At 60.9% G+C, this 16,486-nt stretch carries 13 protein-coding genes; 5 read left to right on the top strand and 8 right to left on the bottom strand.

The genetic code is table 11. The features are described from left to right. Positions 1 to 29: 29 nt before the first annotated feature. The 6 genes from mnmG to ravA all read right to left on the bottom strand — a co-directional run bounded on the left by mnmG (position 30) and on the right by ravA (position 8,682). A complete protein-coding gene (mnmG, locus tag MC269_RS18610; RefSeq protein ID WP_239953284.1) occupies positions 30 to 1,919 on the bottom strand; it encodes a tRNA uridine-5-carboxymethylaminomethyl(34) synthesis enzyme MnmG in 1,890 nt (629 codons plus the stop codon). A 441-nt stretch (positions 1,920 to 2,360) separates the two neighbouring features. Further along, positions 2,361 to 2,801 carry an FMN-binding protein MioC gene (gene mioC / locus MC269_RS18605; protein ID WP_081140526.1) on the bottom strand — a complete coding sequence of 147 codons (441 nt, stop codon included), beginning with the start codon at positions 2,799 to 2,801 and terminating at the stop codon, positions 2,361 to 2,363. A 154-nt stretch (positions 2,802 to 2,955) separates the two neighbouring features. Next, entirely contained in the window at positions 2,956 to 3,417 is a 462-nt protein-coding gene (asnC, locus tag MC269_RS18600) for a transcriptional regulator AsnC (RefSeq protein WP_081140525.1), read from the bottom strand. Between the two features lie 102 nt (positions 3,418 to 3,519). Further along, complete coding sequence (gene ovoA, locus MC269_RS18595; RefSeq protein ID WP_239953283.1) at positions 3,520 to 5,658, bottom strand: 5-histidylcysteine sulfoxide synthase; 2,139 nt, start codon at positions 5,656 to 5,658, stop codon at positions 3,520 to 3,522. A 70-nt stretch (positions 5,659 to 5,728) separates the two neighbouring features. After that, entirely contained in the window at positions 5,729 to 7,189 is a 1,461-nt protein-coding gene (gene viaA / locus MC269_RS18590) for an ATPase RavA stimulator ViaA (RefSeq protein WP_239953282.1), read from the bottom strand. After that, positions 7,186 to 8,682, bottom strand: coding sequence for an ATPase RavA (ravA, locus tag MC269_RS18585; protein ID WP_239953281.1), 1,497 nt, complete (start codon positions 8,680 to 8,682; stop codon positions 7,186 to 7,188). The genes viaA and ravA overlap by 4 nt, the downstream gene beginning before the upstream one ends. Positions 8,683 to 8,972: 290 nt before the next feature. Here ravA and kup point away from each other — a divergent pair, with 290 nt between their 5' ends. Further along, the gene (kup, locus tag MC269_RS18580) at positions 8,973 to 10,841 is read left to right on the top strand and encodes a low affinity potassium transporter Kup (RefSeq protein WP_239953280.1); all 1,869 of its coding nucleotides are present in this window, start codon (positions 8,973 to 8,975) and stop codon (positions 10,839 to 10,841) included. A 3-nt stretch (positions 10,842 to 10,844) separates the two neighbouring features. Here the strand turns inward: kup and qseC are convergent, their stop codons facing one another. Together qseC and qseB are read right to left on the bottom strand one after the other, a co-directional pair. Further along, complete coding sequence (qseC, locus tag MC269_RS18575; RefSeq protein ID WP_239953279.1) at positions 10,845 to 12,176, bottom strand: quorum sensing histidine kinase QseC; 1,332 nt, start codon at positions 12,174 to 12,176, stop codon at positions 10,845 to 10,847. Beyond that, positions 12,173 to 12,835 carry a quorum sensing response regulator transcription factor QseB gene (gene qseB, locus MC269_RS18570; protein WP_239953278.1) on the bottom strand — a complete coding sequence of 221 codons (663 nt, stop codon included), beginning with the start codon at positions 12,833 to 12,835 and terminating at the stop codon, positions 12,173 to 12,175. Before qseB ends, qseC begins: the two co-directional genes overlap by 4 nt. 162 nt (positions 12,836 to 12,997) lie before the next feature. On the opposite strand from qseB, the gene MC269_RS18565 reads away from it, so the two are divergent. The 4 genes from MC269_RS18565 (at position 12,998) to rbsC (ending at position 16,464) form a co-directional block, all read left to right on the top strand. Next, a complete protein-coding gene (locus MC269_RS18565) occupies positions 12,998 to 13,393 on the top strand; it encodes a YgiW/YdeI family stress tolerance OB fold protein (protein ID WP_239953277.1) in 396 nt (131 codons plus the stop codon). 170 nt (positions 13,394 to 13,563) lie between these two features. Beyond that, positions 13,564 to 13,983, top strand: a complete 420-nt coding sequence (gene rbsD, locus MC269_RS18560; RefSeq protein ID WP_081140519.1) for a D-ribose pyranase — start codon at positions 13,564 to 13,566, stop codon at positions 13,981 to 13,983. A gap of 7 nt (positions 13,984 to 13,990) precedes the next feature. After that, on the top strand, positions 13,991 to 15,496 hold the full coding sequence (gene rbsA / locus MC269_RS18555; RefSeq protein WP_239953276.1) for a ribose ABC transporter ATP-binding protein RbsA: 1,506 nt from the start codon (positions 13,991 to 13,993) through the stop codon (positions 15,494 to 15,496). Next, on the top strand, positions 15,493 to 16,464 hold the full coding sequence (gene rbsC, locus MC269_RS18550; protein WP_033755349.1) for a ribose ABC transporter permease: 972 nt from the start codon (positions 15,493 to 15,495) through the stop codon (positions 16,462 to 16,464). Before rbsA ends, rbsC begins: the two co-directional genes overlap by 4 nt. The last annotated feature ends 22 nt before the right edge of the window (positions 16,465 to 16,486 follow it).

Here is a 16,486-nt window from a genome sequence, read left to right as displayed (position 1 = left end):
GGGGCGAGCGGGACTCGCCCCGTTTCAGGTCAGGCGCTTTTGCGCAGCAGCCCTTGTTTTTTCAGGTAAATCAACAGAATCGAGATGGCCGCCGGCGTGATACCGGAGATGCGCGACGCCTGGCCGATAGAAGAGGGCTTATGATCGTTAAGCTTGGCGATCACCTCGTTCGACAGGCCGTTGACCTGACGGTAATCCAGCTCCGCCGGCAGCAGGGTGTTTTCATTGCGCAGCTGGCGATCGATCTCTTCCTGCTGGCGCGCAATGTAGCCTTCATACTTTACCTGAATCTCAACCTGCTCGGCCGCCTGCGCGTCAGCCAGCGACGGGCCGAAGCTCGGCAGCGCGGTAAGCTGAGCGTACGTCATTTCCGGACGGCGCAGCAGATCTTCGCCGTTCGCCTCTTTGGTCAGCGCGCTGTTGAGCAGGGTGTTAACTTCCTCGACGTTTTCCGATTTCGGATGCACCCAGAAATCGCGCAGACGCTGACGCTCTTGCTCAATCGCTTCCAGCTTCTGGTTGAAGCGCGCCCAGCGCGCGTCGTCCACCAGGCCCAGCTCGCGACCGGCTTCGGTCAGGCGCAGATCGGCGTTGTCTTCGCGCAGCATCAGACGATACTCGGCGCGCGAGGTAAACATACGGTACGGCTCTTTGGTGCCCAGCGTGCAGAGGTCGTCCACCAGCACGCCCAGGTAGGCCTGATCGCGACGCGGCGCCCAGCCCTCTTTGTCGGCGGAGTGACGTCCGGCGTTAAGGCCGGCCAGCAGACCCTGCGCGGCTGCCTCTTCGTAGCCGGTGGTGCCGTTGATCTGGCCGGCAAAGAACAGCCCGTGAATATATTTGCTCTCCAGCGTCGGCTTGAGATCGCGCGGATCGAAAAAGTCATACTCGATCGCGTAGCCCGGTCGAACGATTTTCGCGTTCTCCAGGCCCTTCATCGAGCGGACGATCTGCATCTGCACGTCGAACGGCAGGCTGGTGGAGATGCCGTTCGGGTAAATTTCGTTGCTGGTCAGCCCTTCCGGCTCGAGGAAGATCTGGTGCGCGTTGCGATCGGCGAAGCGCATCACCTTGTCTTCGATCGACGGGCAGTAGCGCGGGCCGATCCCTTCGATGATCCCGGCATACATCGGGCTGCGATCGAGGTTATTGCGGATCACCTCATGGGTCTGCTCGTTGGTATAGGTGATCCAGCAGGGAACCTGCTGCGGATGCTGCGACGCATCGCCCATGAACGAGAAGACCGGCATCGGGTTATCGCCATGCTGCGGGCTGAGCACGGAGAAATCGATGGTGCGCGCGTCGATGCGCGGCGGCGTACCGGTTTTCAGACGGCTGACGCGTAGCGGCAGCGCACGCAGACGTTTCGCCAGCGGAATCGACGGCGGATCCCCGGCGCGACCGCCGCTGTAGTTATCCAGTCCGATATGAATTTTGCCGTCGAGGAAGGTGCCGACGGTGAGTACTACCGCCTTCGCGCGGAATTTCAGGCCCATCTGGGTGACGGCGCCGACCACACGATCGTTTTCCACGATAAGATCGTCTACCGCCTGCTGGAAGATCATCAGGTTGGGCTGGTTCTCCAGCGCGGTGCGTACCGCCTGGCGATACAGCACGCGATCCGCCTGCGCACGGGTAGCGCGCACCGCCGGACCTTTGCTGCTGTTTAGTATCCTAAACTGGATGCCCGCTTTGTCGATCGCGGTGGCCATCAGACCGCCTAAGGCATCCACTTCCTTAACCAGATGTCCCTTTCCAATGCCACCGATCGCCGGGTTGCAGGACATTTGTCCAAGCGTATCAATGTTATGGGTGAGTAACAGAGTTTGCTGACCCATTCGGGCAGCAGCCATCGCGGCTTCTGTGCCCGCATGACCACCACCAATTACGATGACGTCAAAGGGATCTGGATAAAACATGAAGTGGTACCTCGTTGATGAACAGGCAGGGATCGTTGCCCTGGGCGGTGGATTCTACTGAAATTCCGCCGAGGGTGAAAGCGGCGGGATCCGCGGGTTTAAAAGAAAGGATCTTTATTCTGTATATGATCTTTCTGTTAGATCTCTTTATTAGGATCGCACCTTTCTGTGGATAAGCGTGAAAAGCGGAAGTTTATCAGACAGATAGTGAGGATCCTTTGCTGTGAATGATCGGTGATCCCGATCCGTATAAGCTGGGATCAAAACAGGGAGTTATGCACAGCTCACAAAAGCATCAGCGGTTGTTATCTGGATAACTACCGGTTTTGCGCAGTATTCAAGCCCAGTTATCCACAAACGATCGTAACGAGATCGGAAAAAAACAGAGTTTTTAACTGGGGATCCGATGCAATACCCGATCCCCTGCGGTAAAGGATCCGATCAAATATGCGTGGTCCAGCCGCTTAGCCAGGCTTCCGCCGGATCTTCGGGGATTTCATGCTCCAGCACGTCGATTTCGAGACGATCGCCGATGCGCTGTGCGCCGCGCGCGATCAACAGGTCGTCCAGCGAGCGGATCGCGCCGCAAAAGAGATCGTATTCGTGGTTGCCCAGGCCGACCGCGCCAAAGCGCACCGCCGACAGATCGGGCTGGCTCTCTGCAATCGCCTCATATAAAGGCTGCAGATTATCCGGCAGTTCGCCGGCGCCGTGGGTCGAGCTGACCACCAGCCAGATGCCCTGCAGCGGCAGCTCGTCCAGTGCGGGACCGTGCAGCAGCTCGGTAGAGAAACCCGCCTCCTGCAGCTTCTCTTCCAGATGTTCGGCCACATATTCGGCGCTGCCCAGCGTGCTGCCACTGATTAAAGTAATGTCGGCCATGATGCTCTCCCCGGAATAAAGGCGAGCATTGTACGCTGTGATCAAGCCGTGATCCACCTGTGGAAAACAGGGTTAATAGAAATGGCGAGGCGAACGCAGCCGTTGGTGCAGGCGGCGTTCGTCGGGGATAAGTTTGTGCACAGAAAAAAAAGGATCAGGGTTTGATGGTGCGCATGATCGGGTTTTGCAGCGAGATCAGCGTTTCGGTGGACTGAATTTCATCAATGGTCTGGATCTTATTGATCAGCACCTGCTGCAGCGCGTCGATGGATCGGCACATCACCTTAATAAAGATGCTGTAGTGACCGGTGGTGTACCAGGCTTCGACCACTTCATCCAGCGCCTCCAGCTTGCTCAGCGCGGCAGGATAGTCGCGTGCGCTCTTCAGGATGATGCCGATAAAGCAGCAGACGTCGAACCCCAGCCGGCGCGGATCGATCTCCACGCGCGTGCCGAGAATAATGCCGGCCTGCTTCATCTTCTCAACGCGGACATGGATGGTGCCCGGGCTGACGTTGAACTGTTTCGCCAGCTCGGCGTAAGCGGTGCGGGCGTTGTCCAGCAGCGCGTTCAGGATCCCGCGATCCAGGTTGTCCAGTTGCAGTGAGTCGGCCATGTCATCCTCGTGTTAGCTCTTCTTCTATGAACAGAGGAGAATGTGCAGCAAAAAGAGGCGACAGGCAATCTCCGGCAGCGGCAAACGCCGCTGCCGTTGCGTTTAACGCTTACGCCACAGCGTGACCTGCGCCAGCGTATGCTGATATTTGCGCGCGGTTTCGCGGATAACGAAGGGCAGATCCTGCGGGTCGCCGACGGGTTCGAACTCCGCCGCCAGCAGACGCTGCAGCGCCTGCAGCGTGGTAAGCGCTTCGCCGTTCTCGCGGATGCCGCCCAGCCAGTTCTCTTTCGGCGTAAAGGCCTCCAGCCAGGTGTAGGGCGAGGAGAGCAGCAGCAGGCCGCCAGAGCGGATCATCGGCGCGATATCCTGCAAAAAGCGCTGCGGCTGACGCAGGCGATCGATCAGGTTGGCGGCCAGCACCAGATCGTATTCGGCAGGCTGCGGTTTCAGGTTGCAGGCGTCGCCCTGAACGAACTGAATGCGCTGCGCCTGTTCCACTTCCAGGCCAACATCTTTCAGACGCGCCTGACGATACGCCACCAGCTCACCCTCTTCCGGCACCACGTAGCGGAAATCTTCGCCGGAGGCGAGCTGCTGCGCCACGTCGATAAAGCGCGCCGAATAATCCATCCCGATCACCCGTTCGAAATGGCGCGCCAGTTCGAAGCTGGCGCGGCCGGTGGCGCAGCCGATATCGAGTGCGCTGCCGCGCGCCTGGCAGTGAGGCAGCGCCAGCGCCACCAGCGCTTCGGCGTAGTTGGCGACACCGAAATAGCGCGGGCCGTACTGGAAGTCGAGATACTGCGACACCATCTCGTCGGTTTCGTAGGGGTTAAGCGTCATCGATTCCTGATGGGAAGAGACGACGTAGCGGAAGCCCGCGTGCTGGAAAAAGTGGCGACGAAACGCGTAGCGCGACGACTTCAGCGCTTCGTTACCGGTGGAGATCCAGCTGCCACCCTTGATAATCGAATGCTTGCCGTCGAAGGTCGGGGTAGAGAAGTCATCGTAGAGCGGATGCACGCGAAACCCTTCAAAACCGTTGATCGGCGTGGTGGTCCACTGCCAGACATTGCCCACCACGTCGAAAAAGTCACCCTGCGCGAAGCGGTCGACAGCGCAGGATGAGGCCCAGTACGCCAGGTTCAGGTTGCCCGGCGCCTGCTGCCAGGTGGGCTGATCGCCCTCGACCTGCTCGCGCAGCTGCATCCACTCCGCCTCGCACGGCAGCTGCACCGATGTGCCGGTCTGCTCTGCTTTCCAGTGGCAGAACGCGGCGGCCTCCAGCTGGTTCACCTCAGCTGGCCAGTCCCAGGGCATCGCCACTTCTTCGCTCATCAGACGCAGTTTCAACGCGTCCGGCTGCTGCACATCGCCCACCCAGAAGGTCGGCATCTGCGCCTCGGCAAAGCTGCGCCAGCCCCAGCCTTCGTCGTCCCAGTACTGACGCTGCTGGTAGCCGCCCGCCGCCACGAATTCAAAAAATTCGGCGTTGCTGACCAGCATTTTGCTCGCCTGGAACGGCTGCAGCTCGGTGGTCAGGCTGCCATATTCATTGTCCCAGCCGTAGGTGTCGTCGCTTTTTCCCTGCGTGACGACGCCGCCGGGCATGGCGACCAGGCTGTTAACGGGCACCGCTTCCCGCGCATGGCGCGCTTCCTGACAGACTGGCCACTGCGGCTGGGTTTTTACCCACTCGACGGGCAGCTGGCGCATCAGCACGCTGGAGGTTTCCAGATGGATGCGCTCGTGTTCGATGCCCATCAGGATCACCCAGGCCGGGCTTTCCCAGTCAATCGGCAGCGCCAGCGGCATAGTCTCAATAAAGCGCGTCACCAGGTTTTTCACCTTGCCACGGTAGTCGCGCACCTCCTGCACGCTGGGCCAGGCGTAGTGGCTGTCGTCGAGATCATCCCAGCTCATCTCATCCACGCCGATCGCCATCATCGCCTCGATGCGATCGTCAATGCGTCCGTCAATGTAGCGGCCCGCCATCAGCTTATTGATATAGAAAGAGGCGGTATGACCGAAATAGAAGATCAGCGGGTGGCGCAGGGTAATGGCTTTGGTGAACCAGGCACGATCGTCGGCGAGACAATCGAACATGCTTTCATAGAGTTCCCAGGTTTGCGTGTAGTAAGCCAGCAGCTCAGCGCGTTTTTCTGCGACGCTGCTGCCGGAAAGGCGGACCGTACGGGTCGGCGCCGGTAAAGAATCATGTTGTTGTGCGGTTGTCACAGTGAACTCCGTTAGCTGAATAAACACAGCGGGTCATTCACTATAGCAAATAAGGATTTCTGCCCTGTGACTAACGCCGCCAGCGGCGCAGCAGGCGGCTTTTCATGCCGGTATCGAAACGCCAGATATGATCGAAGATGCGCAAAATGCCGGGCTTGCCGTGGGCCGACATCGCCACGGCGTGAAAGCGCTGCTGCTGCTGCTGCTGACGTCGCTTAACCGCCGTGACGATCTCGTCCGGCAGGCGCTGGGCGATAAAGTCGGAGACGATCACGGCATCGGCATCCTGCCACAGCGATCCCTCCATGCGCTTCACCACCGCCGACAAACAGGCGGCGAGATCGGTGCCGCCGCGAAAGCGCTGACTCAGAAAGCGGATCGCCTGCTCCAGCCCGTCGTCGCCGGTGAGTTCGTAGCCGATGACGTCATGGGCGAACAGCATTATGTAGCAGCGGCGGCGGTCGGCCAGCGCCACCTTGAGCAGCGCGAGGCAAAAGGCTTTGGCGCAGCGCTCGTTAAAGCCGCCCATCGAGCCTGAGGTGTCGACGCAGACGATAAAGGGGCCGCGCGGCTGCTCTTCGTGCTGCTGGTGGCTGACCGGGCGCAGCGTGACCTTTTCATGCCAGGCGTCGCCCTGCAGTTTGTAGGTCAGCAGCCGCTTCTCCACCAGACGACGGTAAAACTCCAGCTCCAGCTCGCTGATGCTGATGGTGGCCAGCTCCGGCGGCAGCAGGCGCAGCACGTCGTCGCTCTGATGAATGCCGCTGACCTCTTCCGGCACCGCGTCCGGCTCGCGCACCAGCTGGTGGAACGCCTCCAGCGGCGCCTCCTGCGCGGGCACCGACTTCGCCTCGCGGCTGCGGCCCAGCTGCTGCGCCAGCGCCAGCAGCTCCGGCTGCTGCGCGAGAAAATCGCCATACTCCAGCATCAGCTGATAGCTGCCGTGCTGCAGCGGCGCCTTGCTCATATCCCATAAGCGACCAGCGGCCGCTTCGTCGTCGTCGCTCAGCAGCGGCGCCAGCTGGCCGCTCAGCGCCATGCGCTGCTGTAGCTCGGCCATCAGCCGTTCGCGCTGCTGCTCCAGCAGCTGCTCGTTAAGCGTCAGGGTTTGCAGCGTCAGGCTCAGGCGCCAGCGCTGCAGAAACAGCGTATGCTGCGCGCCGCTCAGCTGATGCGGATCAAGGTGCTGCAGCAGCCGCTGCGCCTCCTCAAGAAAGGGCGACGAGAGCGGTGTCAGCGCGCTGACTATCTCCGGCAGCTGCTGGCTGAAGTCGTGATGGCTGAGCAGCTGCGCGCGCTGGAACAGCTGAAACTCGCTGGCCAGCGCCTCCGGCACCGGCGTCGTTTTCAGCTCGGCATTGATCTCCGCTTTCCAGCGCGGCACGTCGCGCAGCATCGCCTGCTTCAGGCCGGGGAATTTTTCAAAAAAGATCGCCAGCTGCGGCGAGGCGAGCAGCGCGAGGATCAGCTCTTCGATCAGTTCGGCTTCGCCGACAGAGAGCAGGGCGCTGAGCGTCTCCAGTGAGATCATTTACGCGCCTGTTTCAGCTGATCGGCGACATCCTGCAGGCTGGTTTCGATGCGTGCCAGCCAGTCGTCGCTGATAAACAAACAGCGCTGATGCTGGCTGAACTGATGGCGCTGCGCGCGCAGCTGCGTCTCCAGCTCGTCGAGCGCCTCGCTGATTTCCGGCGGCAGTTCGCTGTGCGCGCTGACGCCGGGCAGCGTCAGGCGCACCGTTTGCAGGCTGACGTCGCGCAGCGCCAGGCAGTGCTGCGCGTCCACCAGCAGATCCAGCGTCTGGGCGAAACCGATGCCGTTCAGCTTGCCGCGCACCTCGCCGCCCTTCAGCAGCCACTGCTCCAGCGCGTCGCGGGCGATCACCACATGGGAAACCTGCATATCGTGCAGCGTCAGCGGCTGTTGCAGCATCAGGGTAAGCTGTTCGTCGGTGAGGCTGGCGGGAAGGTCGTAGTGCGGCTTGCGGCTGAACATGCCGCTGTGTTTTTCCAGGGCGATCGCCTGCGCCACGCTTTGCTGCTGCTGCAGCGCCAGACGACGCGCCTTGATCTGCTGCAGCCTGAGCAGCAGCGTCTGCTGTTGCCACGCCTGCTGCGTCATTAGCTGATCGATGGCGCGCTCCAGCACCTGCATCGAGGCGACGTCGTGCCACAGGCAATCTTTGAGCAGCACCAGATCGATCGGCGCGATGGCGCTGCGGCCGCTGTAGAACGCGCTCGCCTGCAGCAGGTGAATCGCTTTTTTCCAGCGGCGATCGGAGATATAGGGCGCGTCGGGCAGCGTTTCCAGCTGCTGACGCAGCTGATAAATCAGTTCGAAGACATTGTCCGGCAGGCTCACCTGGCTGATGCCCTGCTGCCACTGATGGTACTCTTCATCGCTAATGCGCAGCGCTTCCGCAACCGGGTTGGCGTTCTCGTCCTGCTGGTGGGTCAGCATGCTGCGGAAGTTCTGCTTCTCATGCACGTTGTCGAGCCACAGGCGGATCAGCATGCGGTCGTAGAGCGCCTCCAGCCCGCTGTCCGCTTCCGGCAGCTCGTTCGACGCGGTGACCAGCAGGCGCATCGGGATTTTTTCCTCGCTGTCGCCGTTGCGAAAGCGCCGCTCGTTGATGGCGGTCAGCAGGGTATTGAGGATAGCGGGGCCCGCTTTCCAGATCTCATCGAGAAAAACAATTTCCGCGTCAGGCAGATAGCCTTTGGTCAGGCGCTGGTAGCGCCCTTCATCTTTTAACGCCTGAATCGACAGCGGGCCGAAGACCTCTTCCGGCGTTGAAAAGCGCGTCATCAGATACTCAAAGGCGCGGGCATGCTGAAAAGCGTATTTTAAGCGGCGGGCGATCAGGCTTTTCGCGATGCCGGGCGGCCCAAGCAGGAACACGCTTTCGCCGCTCAGCGCCGCCAGCAAACAGAGGCGGATGGCGTCGTGGCGCTCGTACAGGCCTTTCTCCAGGGCATTGCTGAGGCGAGAAATTCTTTCCGCCAAAAGATGGGGTTGAGCCATAATCACTTCATTGTCCTTCTGTTTCAGCTGCCGTCGCATTATGACAGGCGCACTACTCTACTGATTATGATGCGTGAAAGCGTTGATTGCCGTCCGCTTTTTTGTGTCACAAAATCCAACTATCGCATAATGCCGCTGCGGCTTGTCAGGCCGCGAGAAAAATGGGCGGCGGACAGGCTGTGCGGCGACGGCAGAAGTCTGGCTTTTTGGGAAACAGGCGCATACTGTGCGCTTTTTGCTGGCAAGAGTGATAAGGTTTTGCGCCTCTCGCTCCAACAAAAGATAACTTTATGAGCTCGGATAATAAGCAATCACTTAGCGCGTTGACGCTGGCGGCGATTGGCGTGGTGTATGGCGATATCGGCACCAGCCCGCTTTATACTCTGCGAGAGTGTCTCTCCGGTCAGTTTGGCTTCGGCGTGGAACGCGATGCGGTTTACGGCTTTTTGTCGCTGATTTTCTGGCTGCTGCTGCTGGTGGTGTCGCTGAAATATATCAGCTATGTCATGCGCGCGGATAACGCCGGCGAAGGCGGCATATTGACGCTGATGTCGCTGGCGGGGCGCAATACCGGCGCGCGCGCCACGGCGACGCTGGTGATCATGGGGCTAATCGGCGGCAGCTTCTTCTATGGCGAAGTGGTGATTACGCCTGCCATTTCGGTAATGTCGGCGATAGAGGGGCTGGAAATTGCCGCGCCGTCGCTCGATCCCTTTATCGTTCCGCTCTCTATCGCGGTGCTGACGCTGTTGTTTATTATCCAGAAACACGGCACCGGCATGGTCGGCAAGCTCTTTGCGCCGGTGATGCTGGTCTGGTTTGCCACGCTGGCGATTCTGGGCGTGAGCGGCATTATGAAAAACCCGGATGTGCTGCAGGCGCTTAATCCAGCCTGGGCGGTCAGCTTCTTCGTGCACTATAAAACCATTTCGTTCTTTGCGTTGGGGTCGGTGGTGCTGGCGATCACCGGCGTGGAGGCGCTCTACGCGGATATGGGCCACTTCGGCAAAACGCCGATCCGCATCGCCTGGTTTATCGTGGTGCTGCCGTCGCTGGTGCTGAACTACTTCGGCCAGGGCGCGCTGCTGCTCAGCGATCCCAAAGCGATTAAAAACCCCTTCTTTCTGCTGGCACCAGACTGGGCGCTGATCCCGCTGCTGATCCTGGCGACGCTGGCGACGGTGATCGCCTCGCAGGCGGTGATCTCTGGCGTTTTCTCGCTGACGCGCCAGGCGGTGCGTCTGGGCTATCTGCCGGGTATGCGTATCATCCACACCTCGGAGATGGAGTCCGGCCAGATCTATGTGCCGATGATTAACTGGGTGCTCTATTTCGCCGTGCTGATCGTGATTATCAGCTTCGAGCACTCCAGTAACCTGGCGGCGGCCTACGGCATCGCGGTTACCGGCACCATGGTGCTGACGTCGATCCTCTCCTGCACCGTCGCCGTGAAAAACTGGCACTGGAACAAGCTGGCGGTCGGTTTGATCCTGACGCTGTTCCTCTGCATCGACGTGCCGCTCTTCTCCGCCAACCTGATTAAGCTCTTCTCCGGCGGCTGGCTGCCGATCTGTCTGGGGCTGATTATGTTCCTGATTATGACCACCTGGAAAAGCGAGCGCTTCCGCCTGCTGCGCCGGATGCATGAGCACGGCAACTCGCTGGAGGCGATGATCGCCTCGCTGGAGAAATCGCCGCCGGTGCGCGTGCCGGGCACCGCCGTTTATATGTCGCGCGCGCTGAATGTCATTCCCTTTGCGCTGCTGCACAACCTCAAGCACAACAAGGTGCTGCACGAGCGGGTGGTCTTTTTGACGCTGCGCACCGAGGACGCGCCTTACGTACACAACGTGCGACGTGTCGCCATTGAGCAACTGTCGCCCACCTTCTGGCGCGTGGTCGCCAGCTACGGCTGGCGTGAAACGCCCAACGTAGAGGAAATTTTCCACCGCTGCGGTCTGGAGGGGCTGAACTGTCGCATGATGGAGACGTCGTTCTTTATGTCGCACGAGTCGCTGATTATGGGGAAACGTCCGTGGTATCTGCGCCTGCGCGGCAAGCTCTTCCTGGCGCTGCAGCGCAATGCCCTGCGCGCCCCTGACCAGTTCGAGATCCCGCCGAACCGGGTGATCGAGTTGGGCACCCAGGTCGAGATCTAACGGTTACCAGCGCAGGGCGACGAGCAATCCGCCGCCCTGCCGCTGGCTAAAGCTGAGCCGCATGCCGTGCAGCTGCGCGACGTTGCGCACAATCGACAGGCCCAGCCCGCTGCCGCTCTTCTCCTGCCCCGGCGGCCGCCAGAAGCGTTCACCCAGACGCTGCATCTCCGCCTCGCTTAATCCCTTGCCGTTATCTTCGACGCACAGGCTGCGGCTCTCCAGCACTATCCTGACTTCGCTGCCTTCAGGCGTGTAGCGGATGGCGTTGTCCAGCAGGTTGCGCACCAGCAGCGACAGCAGCAGCGGATGGCCCTGTATCACCGGTTCGGCGCGGCTTTCCAGACGCAGCGCGACGCTCGCGCGATCGGCGTGCGGCAGCTGTTCGGCCAGCGCCGTCTGCAGCAGGCGCTGCAGGTCGACAGGCTGAAACGCGCCGCGTGCATCATCGGCCTCGGCGCGCGACAGCGCCAGCAGCTGATCCACCAGCCGCGTGGCGCGCTGAATGCCGGCGTCCAGCTGCTGCAAGGCGTGCTGCCGCATTGCCGCATCGTCTGCCGCCAGCTGCACCACCTCACTCTGCACGCGCAGCGCCGCCAGCGGGCTGCGCAGCTCATGGGCGGCGTCGGCGGTAAAACGGCGCTCGCGCTGCACCATCGCGCCGATGCGGCTGAACAGCCCGTTCAGCGCCTCGGTTAGCGGCTTAACTTCCTGCGGCACCCGGCCGGCGTTCAGCGGTGCGTCGTCGTCCGGCGCGCGCTGCGCCAGCAGTTGGGTGATGCGCTTGAGCGGGCGCAGCTCGTGCCACACCAGCCCAAGCAACAGCAGCAGCATCAGCGGCAGCGCAATCAGCCAGGGCAGAATGCTGCTCTGTACCAGCGCTTGCGCCATATCGTCGCGGTATTCCCACTCCTGGCCGACCACGATGCGATGCTGACCATCCGGCGTCGTTAGCCAGACAAAGCGCCAGGCGTCATCGTCGTCGGTGAGTTGACCGTCGTGAAATCCCTGCGCCTCGGCGTCGAACGGCAGCCTGCGGCCGTTTTCGCCGTCGTTGAGCACTGGCCGGCCGTCGCGGGTGAAAATGGCGAAGGCGAGGGCGTCGTCATCCTGATCGCCGCGATGATGGCGCAGCAGCGACTTGTTTTTCGGCAGCGCGGCGCGTTCGGGCGCGGTGAGATCGAGCGTGATCAGGCGCCTGGCGAACAGCAGCAGCTGCGTGTCGAACAGCTCGTTGATGGTGTCGCGCGTCTGGAACCAGGCGCTCAGGCTGGCGCTGCCCCAGCAGAGGCCGAGCAGCAGCACGAAGCCGACGCCGAGCCGAAGAAACAGGCTCATTCCGCCTCTCCCAGGGTATAGCCGACGCCGTGCACGGTGCGGATAAAGGCGCCGCCGAGTTTTTTGCGCAGGTGATGAATATGCACTTCAACCGCGTTGCTGGAGACGTCGGCGTCCCAGCTGTAGAGCTTCTCCTCCAGCTGCGCGCGCGTCAGTACCCGGCCGGGATGGCGTAGAAAGAGCTCCAGCAGCGCCAGCTCCCGGCTTTTCAAGGTTACAGCTTCGCCATCCCGCGTTACGCTGTGGCTGGCGGGCTGCATAATGACGTTACCGTGACGCAGTTCCGGCTGCAGCTGGCCGTGGCGGCGGCGGATGAGCGCCTGTAGCCGCGCGGCGACTTCTGTCAGGGCGAAAGGTTTGCAGAGATAGTCGTCCGCGCCCAGCTGCAAGCCTTCGACACGCTGATCGAGCGCGTCGCGCGCGGTCAGGATCAGCACCGGCACATCCGCGCCCTGCTGCCGCCAGGCGCGCAGAATATCGAGGCCGTCGCGCTGCGGCAGCGACAGGTCGAGGATTACCGCATCCCAGGGCGCGGCCTCCAGCGCGGCGAAGCCCTCGTCGCCGGAAACAAACCAGTCAACGCTAAAGCCCAGCTTGCCCAGTCCAGCCTTGATGCCGTCGCCAATCAGCCGATCGTCCTCGATCAGTAAGATGCGCATACTCTCTCCTTTGTCTGAAAAAGCTTTATACGAAGCAGAAGCCGGCTTGTACAGGTTATATCGCGACTTTTCGCCTATTTTTGTCCCTTAAGATCCTGTTAAGAACTCGCTGTTTTAATAGGAGCCGTACCGAATACACATTCATGGAAACGAGGTGACTATATGAAAAAGCATGCCGCACTTTTAGCTATCCTGGCGCTGACCACTGCGCCGGTCTTTGCCGCGACTCAGGGCGGATTTGTCGACACGAATGCGCCAGCTGTTCAGGCGAAACAGGGCGGTTTTCAAAACGATCAGAGCAGCGTCGTGACCGTTAAGCAGGCGGAAGAGATGAAAGATGACAGCTGGATCACCGTGCGCGGCCAGCTGGAGAAGCAGATCGGCGATGAGGACTATCTGTTCCGCGACGCCACGGGCACCATGAAAGTCGAGATCGACCACAAGCGCTGGGAAGGTCTGACGGTGACGCCGAAAGATCGCGTTGAGCTGACGGGCGAACTGGACAAAGATTTCAACAGCATCGAGCTTGACGTGAAACAGGTGCGCAAAGCGCCGTAATGCCCTTCCTGCCGGGCTGCGTCAGCGGCCCGCTCTCTCTCCTAAACCAAATTCCTGCGCGCGCGAGCGAAACGTTTCGATAACGATCACACTTCTCGATCTCTCCCGTTGAGTTACCGCCGCTATTTCATACACTGCCGCGAGCGAAACGTTTCGCTCTGGAGCAGAAAATGAAAAAAGGTCGCCTGTTAAACGCTGAACTCTCTTACGTGATTGCCCGCCTGGGCCATACGGATACGCTGACCATTGCCGATGCCGGCTTGCCGATCCCGGCAGGGCCGCAGCGCATCGATCTGGCGCTGACGCCGGGCACGCCCGATTTTATGCAGGTGGTGCAGGCCGTCACGCTGGAGATGCAGGTGGAAAGCGCCCTGATAGCGGAGGAGATCAAGCAGCATAATCCGCAGCTCCACAGCGAACTTCTCGCCGTGCTCGAAGCCTTGCAACAGCACCAGGGAAATAACATCGCCGTACGCTACATCAGCCACGAACAGTTCAAACAACAGACGCAACGCAGTCAGGCGGTCATTCGCAGCGGAGAGTGCTCTCCGTTTGCGAATGTCATCCTGAGCGCTGGCGTCACCTTCTGAGGCCGTTATGCAACCCTTATTACAGCTCCAGGGGATTGAAAAATCCTTTCCCGGCGTAAAGGCGTTAAAGAACGCGTCGCTGGCGGTCTATCCGGGACGCGTGATGGCGCTGGTCGGCGAGAACGGCGCCGGCAAGTCCACCATGATGAAGGTGCTGACCGGCATCTACAGCCGCGACGCGGGTTCGCTGCGCTGGCTCGGTGAAGAGACCACTTTCAGCGGCCCCAAGGCGTCGCAGGAGGCGGGCATCGGTATTATTCATCAGGAGCTGAACCTGATCCCCCAACTGACCGTGGCGGAGAACATCTTCCTGGGTCGCGAATTCGTTAACCGCTTCGGCCGCATCGACTGGAAGCGGATGTACGCCGAGGCGGACGCGCTGCTGAAGCGTCTCAACCTGCGCTTCAACAGCCACAAGCTGGTGGGCGATCTCTCGATTGGCGATCAGCAGATGGTGGAGATCGCCAAGGTCCTGAGCTTTAAGTCGCAGGTGATCATCATGGATGAGCCGACCGACGCGCTGACCGATACCGAAACCCTGTCGCTGTTTCGCGTCATCAATGAGCTAAAGGCGCAGGGCTGCGGCATTGTTTATATCTCTCACCGCATGAAAGAGATCTTCGAGATTTGCGACGACGTCACGGTGTTCCGCGACGGGCAGTTTATCGCCGAGCGCCCGGTGAAGGATCTCAGCGAAGAGAGCCTGATCGAGATGATGGTCGGCCGCAAGCTGGAAGATCAGTATCCGCGCCTCGATCAAACGCCAGGCGACGTTCGCCTTAAGGTTGAGAACCTGAGCGGGCCGGGCGTGCACGACGTCAGTTTTACGCTGCGCAAAGGCGAAATCCTCGGCGTTTCCGGGCTGATGGGCGCCGGACGCACTGAACTGATGAAGCTACTCTACGGCGCCTTGCCGCGCAGCAAAGGCCGCGTCTGGCTCGACGGTCGTGAAGTGACGACACGCGCGCCGCAGGACGGGCTGGCCAGCGGTATCGTTTACATCTCCGAAGACCGCAAACGCGACGGGCTGGTGCTGGGGATGTCGGTAAAAGAGAACATGTCGCTGATCGCGCTGCGCTACTTCAGCCACGGCGGCGCGCTAAAACACGCCGCGGAACAGCTGGCGGTGGGCGATTTTATCCGGCTGTTCAATATCAAAACGCCGTCGATGGATCAGGCGATCGGCCTGCTTTCCGGCGGCAATCAGCAGAAAGTGGCCATCGCGCGCGGGCTGATGACGCGTCCCAACGTGCTGATCCTGGACGAACCGACGCGCGGCGTTGACGTCGGGGCGAAAAAAGAGATTTACCAGCTGATCAACCAGTTTAAGGCCGAAGGGCTGAGCATCATCCTGGTGTCGTCGGAGATGCCGGAAGTGCTCGGCATGAGCGACCGCATCCTGGTGATGCATGAAGGCCGCTCAGGCGGCGAGTTTACCCGTGAGCAGGCGACGCAGGAATCGTTAATGGCGGCAGCCGTCGGCAAGCAACACAGCGAGGATTTAGTTGTATGAGTACCCAAACCTTACCGTCCAGCCGTCGCTGGTTTAGCAAAGCCTGGCTGATGGAGCAGAAATCCCTGATTGCGCTCATCGTGTTGATCGCGGTGGTGGCAAGCCAGAGTCCTAACTTCTTCACCGTAGCGAACCTGTTCAATATTCTGCAGCAGACCTCGGTCAACGCCATTATGGCGGTCGGCATGACGCTGGTGATCCTGACCTCCGGCATCGATCTCTCGGTGGGATCGCTGCTGGCGCTGACGGGTGCGGTCGCCGCCTCGCTGGTGGGCATGGAGGTGAACGCGCTGGTGGCGGTGGCGGGCGCGCTGGCGCTGGGAGCGGCTATCGGCGCCGTGACCGGCACCATCGTCGCACGCGGCAAGGTGCAGGCCTTTATCGCCACGCTGGTGATGATGCTGCTGCTGCGCGGCGTCACCATGGTTTACACCGACGGCAGCCCGATCAACACCGGCTTCAACGACAACGCCGATCTCTTCGGCTGGTTCGGCATTGGTCGTCCGCTGGGCATTCCGACGCCGGTGTGGCTGATGGCCGTCGTCTTCCTGCTCGCCTGGTACATGCTGCACCACACGCGCCTCGGCCGCTATATCTACGCGCTGGGCGGCAATGAAGCGGCGACGCGCCTCTCCGGCATCAACGTGAACCGCGTAAAAGTGATCGTCTATGCCCTGAGCGGCATGCTGGCGGCGCTGGCGGGCACGATTGAAGTGGCGCGCCTCTCTTCCGCGCAGCCGACGGCGGGCACCGGCTACGAGCTGGATGCTATCGCGGCGGTGGTGCTGGGCGGCACCAGCCTGGCGGGCGGCAAAGGGCGCATTATGGGCACCCTGATCGGCGCGCTGATCCTCGGCTTTCTCAATAACGGCCTGAACCTGATGGGCGTCTCTTCCTACTACCAGATGATCGTGAAAGCGGTGGTCATCCTGCTGGCGGTGCTGGTAGATAACAAAAGCAGCAAATAACTCTGACCTTTACACAGGATGA

This window comes from Pantoea sp. Z09, from assembly GCF_022394795.1.
In the GTDB taxonomy this organism is placed as follows: domain Bacteria; phylum Pseudomonadota; class Gammaproteobacteria; order Enterobacterales; family Enterobacteriaceae; genus Pantoea; species Pantoea latae.
This window is presented reverse-complemented; position numbering and strand designations above follow the sequence as displayed.

Bases quoted from the DNA above. Each gene is read 5' to 3' on its own strand.
- viaA (WP_239953282.1), bottom strand. From the start codon at position 7,189: ATGATCTCACTGGAGACGCTCAGCGCCCTGCTCTCTGTCGGCGAAGCC.
- kup (WP_239953280.1), top strand. From the start codon at position 8,973: ATGAGCTCGGATAATAAGCAATCACTTAGCGCGTTGACGCTGGCGGCG.
- rbsA (WP_239953276.1), top strand. From the start codon at position 13,991: ATGCAACCCTTATTACAGCTCCAGGGGATTGAAAAATCCTTTCCCGGC.
- mioC (WP_081140526.1), bottom strand. From the start codon at position 2,801: ATGGCCGACATTACTTTAATCAGTGGCAGCACGCTGGGCAGCGCCGAA.
- mnmG (WP_239953284.1), bottom strand. From the start codon at position 1,919: ATGTTTTATCCAGATCCCTTTGACGTCATCGTAATTGGTGGTGGTCAT.
- qseC (WP_239953279.1), bottom strand. From the start codon at position 12,176: ATGAGCCTGTTTCTTCGGCTCGGCGTCGGCTTCGTGCTGCTGCTCGGC.
- MC269_RS18565 (WP_239953277.1), top strand. From the start codon at position 12,998: ATGAAAAAGCATGCCGCACTTTTAGCTATCCTGGCGCTGACCACTGCG.
- rbsC (WP_033755349.1), top strand. From the start codon at position 15,493: ATGAGTACCCAAACCTTACCGTCCAGCCGTCGCTGGTTTAGCAAAGCC.
- ravA (WP_239953281.1), bottom strand. From the start codon at position 8,682: ATGGCTCAACCCCATCTTTTGGCGGAAAGAATTTCTCGCCTCAGCAAT.
- asnC (WP_081140525.1), bottom strand. From the start codon at position 3,417: ATGGCCGACTCACTGCAACTGGACAACCTGGATCGCGGGATCCTGAAC.
- qseB (WP_239953278.1), bottom strand. From the start codon at position 12,835: ATGCGCATCTTACTGATCGAGGACGATCGGCTGATTGGCGACGGCATC.
- rbsD (WP_081140519.1), top strand. From the start codon at position 13,564: ATGAAAAAAGGTCGCCTGTTAAACGCTGAACTCTCTTACGTGATTGCC.